The 7,023-nt window shown below is 66.9% G+C and carries 10 protein-coding genes and 1 pseudogene; 5 read left to right on the top strand and 6 right to left on the bottom strand.

What is annotated here, in order from left to right:
• Together ACEN88_RS20980 and ACEN88_RS20985 are read right to left on the bottom strand one after the other, a co-directional pair.
• Nucleotides 1-282, bottom strand: a pseudogene (locus ACEN88_RS20980) (GGDEF domain-containing protein); the annotation flags it as partial.
• Between the two features lie 7 nt (nucleotides 283-289).
• The gene (locus ACEN88_RS20985) at nucleotides 290-565 is read right to left on the bottom strand and encodes a hypothetical protein (protein ID WP_413342659.1); all 276 of its coding nucleotides are present in this window, start codon (nucleotides 563-565) and stop codon (nucleotides 290-292) included.
• 77 nt (nucleotides 566-642) lie between these two features.
• Between ACEN88_RS20985 and ACEN88_RS20990 the strand changes: the two genes are divergently transcribed.
• The 3 genes from ACEN88_RS20990 (at nucleotide 643) to ACEN88_RS21000 (ending at nucleotide 4,691) form a co-directional block, all read left to right on the top strand.
• A complete protein-coding gene (locus tag ACEN88_RS20990) occupies nucleotides 643-1,422 on the top strand; it encodes a fused MFS/spermidine synthase (protein ID WP_413342661.1) in 780 nt (259 codons plus the stop codon).
• 94 nt (nucleotides 1,423-1,516) lie between these two features.
• Nucleotides 1,517-4,348: an EAL domain-containing protein gene (locus ACEN88_RS20995; protein ID WP_413342663.1), complete on the top strand. Its 2,832-nt coding sequence runs from the start codon at nucleotides 1,517-1,519 to the stop codon at nucleotides 4,346-4,348.
• Nucleotides 4,349-4,478: 130 nt separating this feature from the next.
• Nucleotides 4,479-4,691, top strand: coding sequence for a hypothetical protein (locus ACEN88_RS21000; protein WP_229470454.1), 213 nt, complete (start codon nucleotides 4,479-4,481; stop codon nucleotides 4,689-4,691).
• A gap of 82 nt (nucleotides 4,692-4,773) precedes the next feature.
• Here ACEN88_RS21000 and ACEN88_RS21005 read toward each other — a convergent pair whose 3' ends face one another.
• Nucleotides 4,774-5,136, bottom strand: a complete 363-nt coding sequence (locus tag ACEN88_RS21005) for a hypothetical protein (RefSeq protein WP_413342665.1) — start codon at nucleotides 5,134-5,136, stop codon at nucleotides 4,774-4,776.
• 69 nt (nucleotides 5,137-5,205) lie between these two features.
• Nucleotides 5,206-5,343 (bottom strand): hypothetical protein, encoded by a 138-nt coding sequence (locus ACEN88_RS21010; RefSeq protein ID WP_181158819.1) that lies wholly within the window; start codon nucleotides 5,341-5,343, stop codon nucleotides 5,206-5,208.
• A 159-nt stretch (nucleotides 5,344-5,502) separates the two neighbouring features.
• Here ACEN88_RS21010 and ACEN88_RS21015 point away from each other — a divergent pair, with 159 nt between their 5' ends.
• A complete protein-coding gene (locus tag ACEN88_RS21015; protein ID WP_413342667.1) occupies nucleotides 5,503-5,709 on the top strand; it encodes a hypothetical protein in 207 nt (68 codons plus the stop codon).
• A 62-nt stretch (nucleotides 5,710-5,771) separates the two neighbouring features.
• Here the strand turns inward: ACEN88_RS21015 and ACEN88_RS21020 are convergent, their stop codons facing one another.
• Together ACEN88_RS21020 and ACEN88_RS21025 are read right to left on the bottom strand one after the other, a co-directional pair.
• Nucleotides 5,772-5,933, bottom strand: a complete 162-nt coding sequence (locus ACEN88_RS21020) for a hypothetical protein (RefSeq protein WP_413342669.1) — start codon at nucleotides 5,931-5,933, stop codon at nucleotides 5,772-5,774.
• Nucleotides 5,934-5,955: 22 nt separating this feature from the next.
• Nucleotides 5,956-6,135: a hypothetical protein gene (locus tag ACEN88_RS21025; RefSeq protein ID WP_413342671.1), complete on the bottom strand. Its 180-nt coding sequence runs from the start codon at nucleotides 6,133-6,135 to the stop codon at nucleotides 5,956-5,958.
• A 96-nt stretch (nucleotides 6,136-6,231) separates the two neighbouring features.
• Here ACEN88_RS21025 and ACEN88_RS21030 point away from each other — a divergent pair.
• On the top strand, nucleotides 6,232-7,023 hold a 792-nt coding region (locus ACEN88_RS21030), incomplete at its 3' end, for an alpha/beta hydrolase (protein ID WP_413342673.1).

The raw sequence follows: 7,023 nt of genomic DNA on the forward strand, positions 1-7,023 counted from the left end.
GCGCCAGCGCAGGCGGCCGGCGCGTTCCCACGCGGCACCGGATTCCCAGGCCACGCCGGCGAACACGAGGACGTAGGCAATGGGCAAGGCCAGGCCTTCCGGCACGACGCCCGCCGCGCCGATGGCCAGCAGCAGCCAGCCGGCGCCCTGGTAGAGACGCGACCAGCCCCACGTCGGCACGGCCGGACGGCCGGCATGGCCGGACTGTTCGAAGAAAAACAGGGTGGCGCACAAGGCCAGGTTGCCGAGTGCCAGTGCCAGGACCATCGTGGTCGCGTCCATCGTCACCTCAGCATTCGTGCACGACCGCGGTCGTGCCGTCGCCGACGCGGCTGGACCAGGCACGCGCCCAGTACTCCCGTTCGGCCTCGGTGGGCTGCCCGTGCCAGAACACGATCAGGGTCCCTTTATGGTCGTGGATCTGGGTCAGCTTGTCGACGAAACCCGGGTTCCCGTCCACGTCCGCCAGCGCCATCGCATATCCATAGACACGATCCAGGCGCTCGATGCGGTCCGGCTCGGTCTGGCTGTTGGTGGCGGTAATGGTCGGGTGGTCCAGGAACATGAGGTCTCCGCTTGGGCTGCAACGGCCAGCTTATCAGAAACCTATCGACCGCAACAAGTTCACCTATACTTGACGGCATGCCTCACAACAGCCCCACCCCGCCGCTCGTACGTACGCGCCGGGGTCGCCGGACGCTCGAATTCGTCCCCGGCGACATCCAGAGCGAGATGCTGCTGGCCCGGCCCGACGCCCTCGTGCTGGCCTATTTGCGCGCCATGATGGGGTTTGTCCTGTTCGCGCCGTCTCCCGTCCGCATCGTGATGGTCGGGCTCGGCGGCGGCTCGCTGGCCAAGTTCTGCCACCGCCATTTTCCCGACGCGCACATCACCGTCATCGAACTCCGCGCCGACGTGATCGCCCTGCGCGACGCCTTCCACGTGCCGCCCGACAGCGCGCGCTTCGCGGTCGTCCAGGCCGACGCGGCCGACTGGCTGGCCGCGCATCCCGGCTCGGCCGATGTACTTCTGGTCGACGGCTTCGACGCGCGCGGGCTGCCGCCCAGGCTGGCCGACACGCCCTTTTATACGGACTGCCGTCACGCGCTGCGGCCCGGCGGCGTGCTCGTGGCCAACGTCTTCACGTACGATCCGCGCTACCCGGACGTGATGGACGCGCTCGATACCGTGTTCGCCGGCCACACCTGCTGGTTCGACAAGGTCGCGGGCAACAACCGCATCGTGTATGCATTGAACGCCCCCGCGGATGCCGTCCTGCGCCGCATGACGGCGCTGCGGCGCCGGCGCGGAATCGGCCTGGGATTATTGAATCGGCTAGCCATTCGAGCCATCCTTGCCTGGATCGCATCGCGATCTGTTTTGGCCCTACCACACCTTCGCGCGACGCGGTCCCGCTTGTGACAATTTGTTTGCGGAAACTAGAGTTTCTGTGACAAACTGATGCTTCTTCATGCCTTAGGGCAAGCTCTCATCTTTCATGCATAGGGAACCCCGGATGTCGCGTCGCCGACTGCCGTTTTCGCTCACGCTCGCAGCAGGCCTCACGCTGGCCGGCGGCCTGGCCGCGACCGCGGTGCTGGCGGTTGCCATCAGCCGTCTCGAATACGACAACAAGGCGCTGGCCTTCGAACAGGGGACCGGTGTGCGTGTGGCTGCCCTGCGCCAGGGTATGGATGATGCCGTCGAAGTCCTGAACGTCACCAACCAGTTGTTCACGACCGTGCAACCGGTCACGCGCGCGCAATTCCACGATTTCACGACGCCGCTGCTGCAGCGCAATCCATACATCCGCGCCTTCAATTTCCACCGCGTCGTGGACGCCGCCGACCGCGCCGCGTTCGAAGCGGACCTGCGCCAGTTCCAGCCCGACCTCGTGGTGCGCGAGATGCGCGGCCCCGCGCGGGTGGCGGCGCCGGCGCGCGAACGCTACCACGTCGTCGACTATCTCGAACCCATGCAGGGTAACGAGGCGGCCCTCGGCCTGGACGTCAGCCAGAACCGCCAGGTCATGGACGCCCTCGGGCGGGCGCAGGCGAGCGGCCGTGCCGCCCTCACCAGCCTGCTGCAGATCGCCCAGGCACCGGGCGCCCCCAGTTTCGAAGTGCTGATGCCCGTGTACGCCCGCGGCGGCCGCCTGCTGGGCGACACCGCCGCCGTGGTCTCCGTGCCGACCCTCGCCAATGCCACGCTGGCCAGGGCCGGCCTGCTGGACGACCACAGCATCCAGTTGAAATTCTATGGCGGCGGCCGCGCCGATCCGGCCCGCCTCGCCTATGCGAGCCGCGACGTGACGGCGTCCGAATCGCCCGTCCCGCTGCTGTCGGGCGGCTACACGGGCCGCGCCCTGAACACCTTCACGGTCGGCGGCCAGTCGTGGACCGTGGAAGCCATCGCCGCGCCCAGCCCGTGGCTGGCCGACCATCTCGGCTCGACCCTGCTGCTGACCGGCGGCGTGCTGTCGACCCTGCTCCTGTGCGCCTTCGTGCAGGCGGCCGGCGAGCGCGCGCGGAAAGTCCAGGAACTGGTGCGCGAGCGCACCGCCGACCTGAAGCTGACGAACCAGCGCCTGATCGACGACGTCCTCGCGCGCAAGCGCACGGAAAAAGCGCTGCAGGAGAGCGAGCAGCGCTTCCGCCAGCTCGTCGCCATGTCATCCGACTGGTATTGGGAACAGGACGAGGAATTCCGTTTTACCCACGTCACCGGCGACTTCACGGAAAAATCCGGCATCGCCACCGAGCGCGTGCTCGGCCGCCGCCGCTGGGATTACGTGCCGGCGCTGACGGACACGGAACTGGGCCGCGACCACGTCGCCACCCTGGAAGCGCACGAGCCGTTCCGCAACCTCGAATACCGCGTCGTCGACGACAACGGCGAGGAGCGCTGGTTCTGCATCAACGGCCAGCCGACGTTCGACGAGACGGGCCGCCTCACCGGCTACCGCGGCACCGGCAGCGACATCACGGCGCGCAAGGTCACCGAGCAGCGCGTGCACCACGTGGCCCAGCACGACGTGCTGACGGGTCTGCCCAACCGCTCGCTGCTGCAGGACCGCCTGGGCCAGGCCGTCGCGTACGCCACCCGCAGCGGCCACCAGGTCTGGGTGATGCTGATCGACCTGGACCGCTTCAAGTACGTCAACGACAGCATGGGCCACAAGGCCGGCGACGTCCTGCTGATGACGGTCGCGGCGCGCCTGCGCTCGTCGCTGCGCGACACGGATACCGTCGCGCGCCTGTCCGGCGACGAATTCGTCGTGATCCTGTCCGAGCATCACGACCAGCCGCTGACGCCGGACATCGTGCAGCGCGTCATGGACTCGGTCGCGCAGCCCGTCATGCTGGGCACCAAGGAGTTCTTCGTCACCTGCAGCATCGGCGTGGCCGCGTTCCCGAGCGACGGCACGCCGTCCGAGAACCTGATCGAGCACGCGGACATCGCCATGTACCGCGCCAAGAAACTGGGCCGCAACAACTTCCAGTTCTACACGCCGGCCATGAACGAGGAATCGCTGGAGCGCGTGCGCATCGAGAGCGCGCTGCGCAACGCCCTCGAACGCAACGAATTCGTGCTGCACTACCAGCCGCAGGTCGACCTGCAGACGGGCCGCATCGTCGGCATGGAAGCGCTGATCCGCTGGAAGCATCCGGAACTGGGCATGGTGCCGCCGTCGCGCTTCGTCGGCATCGCCGAGGACACGGGCCTGATCGTGCCGATCGGCGCCTGGGTGATGCGCACCGCGTGCGCCCAGAACAAGGCCTGGCACGATGCGGGCCTGGGCAAGCTGCGCGTGGCCGTGAACCTGTCGGCGCGCCAGTTCGGCGCGGCCGACCTGCTGCCGGGCATCGAGGCCGTGCTCGACGACACGGGCCTGGATCCATCCTGCCTCGAACTGGAACTGACGGAAAGCCTGTTCATGAGCGACGTCACGCCGGCCGTGGAATTGCTGCACCGCATGAAATCGCTGGGCGTGAACCTGTCGATCGACGATTTCGGCACGGGTTACTCCAGCTTCTCGTACCTGTCGCGCTTCCCGATCGACGTGCTGAAGATCGACCGCTCGTTCGTCAACGACATCACGCACGACGCCAACGATGCCGCCATCGTCGCCTCGATCATCGCGCTGGCGCACAACCTGCGCCTGTCCGTGATCGCCGAGGGTGTCGAAACGGCCGAACAGCTCGATTACCTGCGCCACCAGGGCTGCGACGAAATGCAGGGATATTATTTCTCGAAGCCGCTCCCGGCCCATGAATTCGAGCAATTGCTACGCCAGCGACGCGGCCTGACGGCTCCGGAAGACGAGCCGCAGACGGCCGCCGCCTGAAGAAATCTCGAATCCGCTTTAAGTCTGCATGACAAGTGCGAGATTTCGTGCAATTTCCTGTGGCTTAATCAATATCGTTCTCATACAATACTCTGTGATTCTTTAGCAATACACTCACCGAGCATTGATGATGACTGAACTGAATATCGACACCGCCACGGCCACCCTGGCGGAACGCAGGCCGCGCACCGACATGCGCACGCGCGACCTCGTCAACCAGGCCGTCGCGTCCGTTCCCACGCTGGGGCTGCAGCGCGCCGCGGAATTCCTCGCGGCGATGGGCGTGCCGGCGGAGATCGCGGTACGGGCACTGGTGTATCCGAACCGCCGCCGCACAAATTAATACGCGACGTCGGCAATACGTTGGATGGGCTCCCCGAGCCCACGCGTGACGTGGCGTCCGCGTGGGCGCAGGCGTGCCCCCCCTATTCCTGGGCAGAGATATCTGCCAACGACTCGCGACCACGTTCCGTCAATCCGAACCCGCCCTCGGCCCGCGCCGCAATGTGCGACTTGCGGCTGAGGAACTGGACGACGTCGTCATCCACATTCGCCGCCGGGTCCGCCTCGAGCGCGCGCAGCGCCTGCACGCAGCGGCGCAGGAACAGCAGTTCCGTTCCCTGCGGCGTCAGCGCCAGGCTCCCGTTCTTCGCATACTGGATCAGCTTCAGGCCCGACAGGCGCTTCGCGTTACGCCCGACACAGGCATTGACACGGTCGGTCTGCGCGCCGCGCCGGATGAATTCGAGCGCATCGTATTCGTCGCCCGTCAGTTTCAGATTCTTCATTACCACTTTCCAAGAGAACAAGCCCGCCATGGTAACGGCGACGGGCCGTCCCGGCAACCTGTCTTGCCGTCAGCGCAACGCCCGCACGGCGGCCCAGACGAGGCCCGCCCCCGCCAGGACACCCAGCGCCACGGCCGCGTGCATCTTGTGCGACCCCAGCAGCGGGCCGCGGCCCAGCGGAATCTTGTTGTACAGGGTGGTGCTCATGCTTTTCTCCTCCGAGAGTCGTTGGCCTCAAGCCTATTATCAAAAAGTTCCTAAAAGATATATGTGCGCCAGCGTACACAATCGGCGATCCTATTGCGCGCCGTGGCCGGACATGGACTGTTAGTATTGCGCCAACACGACAACGCAATGGAGCACACCATGAGAACCGACATTCCGAAACCGGACCCGGGCGCCGACGCCCCGCCCAATTTGCACGAAGCGGACATCGGCAGCGGGGAGCGCTCGCCAGGCCAGCATGAAACGGACGAGATGATTCGCGACATTCCCAAGCGCGGCAGCAATGAGGGTAACAAGCAGGACGCCGGCCAGGCCGGTAACCAGCAAACCGCCCCAGGCAAGGCCTGACCCTCTCGTGACAAAGGATGGGGCGACACGACGGTCCGCCCCATCCTCTTCCCTTCACCTGCTTATTCCGCCTTGATGGGCGGTTCCGGCGCGTCCGGCTCCTTCACCGGTGCGCGCGCCGGCGCCGGTACGTCGTCCGGATCCGGACTCGGCTGCGGCGGCGGCAGCTCCGGGTCGGGCGTCGTGGGGTCCGGCGTGGAATGTGCGTGTTCCGGCAAACTCATCGATTTTCTCCGGCGAACGGGCTCAACGGCCTTCTTTCTGCTTGGCGCCGCCGCCCGCACCCTTGTCCTTGCCGGCCTTCACGGTCGACATGTGGTCGTGGCTGCTCTTTTCCTTGACGCCCGCCTTCTGTTTCTGGACGTCTTCCTCGGACTGGTTACCCGACTGCTTGTTCTGGCTGCCTGTGGATTTCGATTGGGTCATGATGATCTCCCTATGGTTGCGGTTGACGTTGTGTGCAGCCTAGCATGGAAGATCGGGGCGGGTTTTCAATCGTGCGGGGCTGGTATAGTCGAGCCGATGACACGCCTCGCCGCCCTTGCGCTGACTCTCGCCATGACCTCTACCGTGTATGCCGCCCCGATGACGCTGGACGACTACCTGGCCCTGTCCGGCCCCGCGCCCGCCGCCACCCTGCGCTACGGCGCCGCGCCGTCGCAGTACGCCGAACTGTTCCTGCCGTCCGGCACGGGACCGTTCCCCGTGGCCGTGCTCGTGCACGGCGGCTGCTGGACGAAGGAATTCGGCGGCATCACGCAGCTGCGCAACGTGGCGGGGGCACTGGCGGCGCGCGGCATCGCCGTGTGGAACGTGGAATACCGCCGCGTCGACGAGGCCGGCGGCGGCTACCCGGGCACCTACCAGGACATGAACGCAGCCCTCGACCTGCTCGCGCGCACGGCCCGGGAACATCCGCTCGACCTCGGCCGACTCGTGGCCGTCGGGCACTCGGCCGGCGGCCAGCTCGTGCAATGGCTGGCGGCACGGCCCCGCATCCCCGCGTCGAGTCCGCTGTACCGCAAGGACATCGTCCCCGTGCGCCAGGTCGTCAGCCTGGGCGGCCTGGCCGACCTGCGGCGCGAAGCCGCGCTGCTGAAGACGAGTTGCGGCCGCGAGATCGCCGAACTGGCCGGCACGCCCGGCGAGGGCCGGCCGGACGTGTTCTCCGACACGAACGCGGGCGACCTGATGCCGAACGGCAGCCATACGATCCTCGTCACCGGCGAACTGGACACGATCTCGCCCCCGCGCGTCGCGCACGACTTCGCGGCCCGCGCCCGTGCGGCCGGCGACAGCGCGGAGGTCGTGATC

Source organism: Massilia sp. CT11-108 (genome assembly GCF_047302915.1).
Classification (GTDB): domain Bacteria; phylum Pseudomonadota; class Gammaproteobacteria; order Burkholderiales; family Burkholderiaceae_D; genus Telluria; species Telluria orientalis.

What these genes read in the sequence shown, in the direction of transcription:
- ACEN88_RS20985 (WP_413342659.1), bottom strand. Translation starts at nt 565, where the DNA reads ATGTTCCTGGACCACCCGACCATTACCGCCACCAACAGCCAGACCGAG.
- ACEN88_RS20990 (WP_413342661.1), top strand. Translation starts at nt 643, where the DNA reads ATGCCTCACAACAGCCCCACCCCGCCGCTCGTACGTACGCGCCGGGGT.
- ACEN88_RS20995 (WP_413342663.1), top strand. Translation starts at nt 1,517, where the DNA reads ATGTCGCGTCGCCGACTGCCGTTTTCGCTCACGCTCGCAGCAGGCCTC.
- ACEN88_RS21000 (WP_229470454.1), top strand. Translation starts at nt 4,479, where the DNA reads ATGACTGAACTGAATATCGACACCGCCACGGCCACCCTGGCGGAACGC.
- ACEN88_RS21005 (WP_413342665.1), bottom strand. Translation starts at nt 5,136, where the DNA reads ATGAAGAATCTGAAACTGACGGGCGACGAATACGATGCGCTCGAATTC.
- ACEN88_RS21010 (WP_181158819.1), bottom strand. Translation starts at nt 5,343, where the DNA reads ATGAGCACCACCCTGTACAACAAGATTCCGCTGGGCCGCGGCCCGCTG.
- ACEN88_RS21015 (WP_413342667.1), top strand. Translation starts at nt 5,503, where the DNA reads ATGAGAACCGACATTCCGAAACCGGACCCGGGCGCCGACGCCCCGCCC.
- ACEN88_RS21020 (WP_413342669.1), bottom strand. Translation starts at nt 5,933, where the DNA reads ATGAGTTTGCCGGAACACGCACATTCCACGCCGGACCCCACGACGCCC.
- ACEN88_RS21025 (WP_413342671.1), bottom strand. Translation starts at nt 6,135, where the DNA reads ATGACCCAATCGAAATCCACAGGCAGCCAGAACAAGCAGTCGGGTAAC.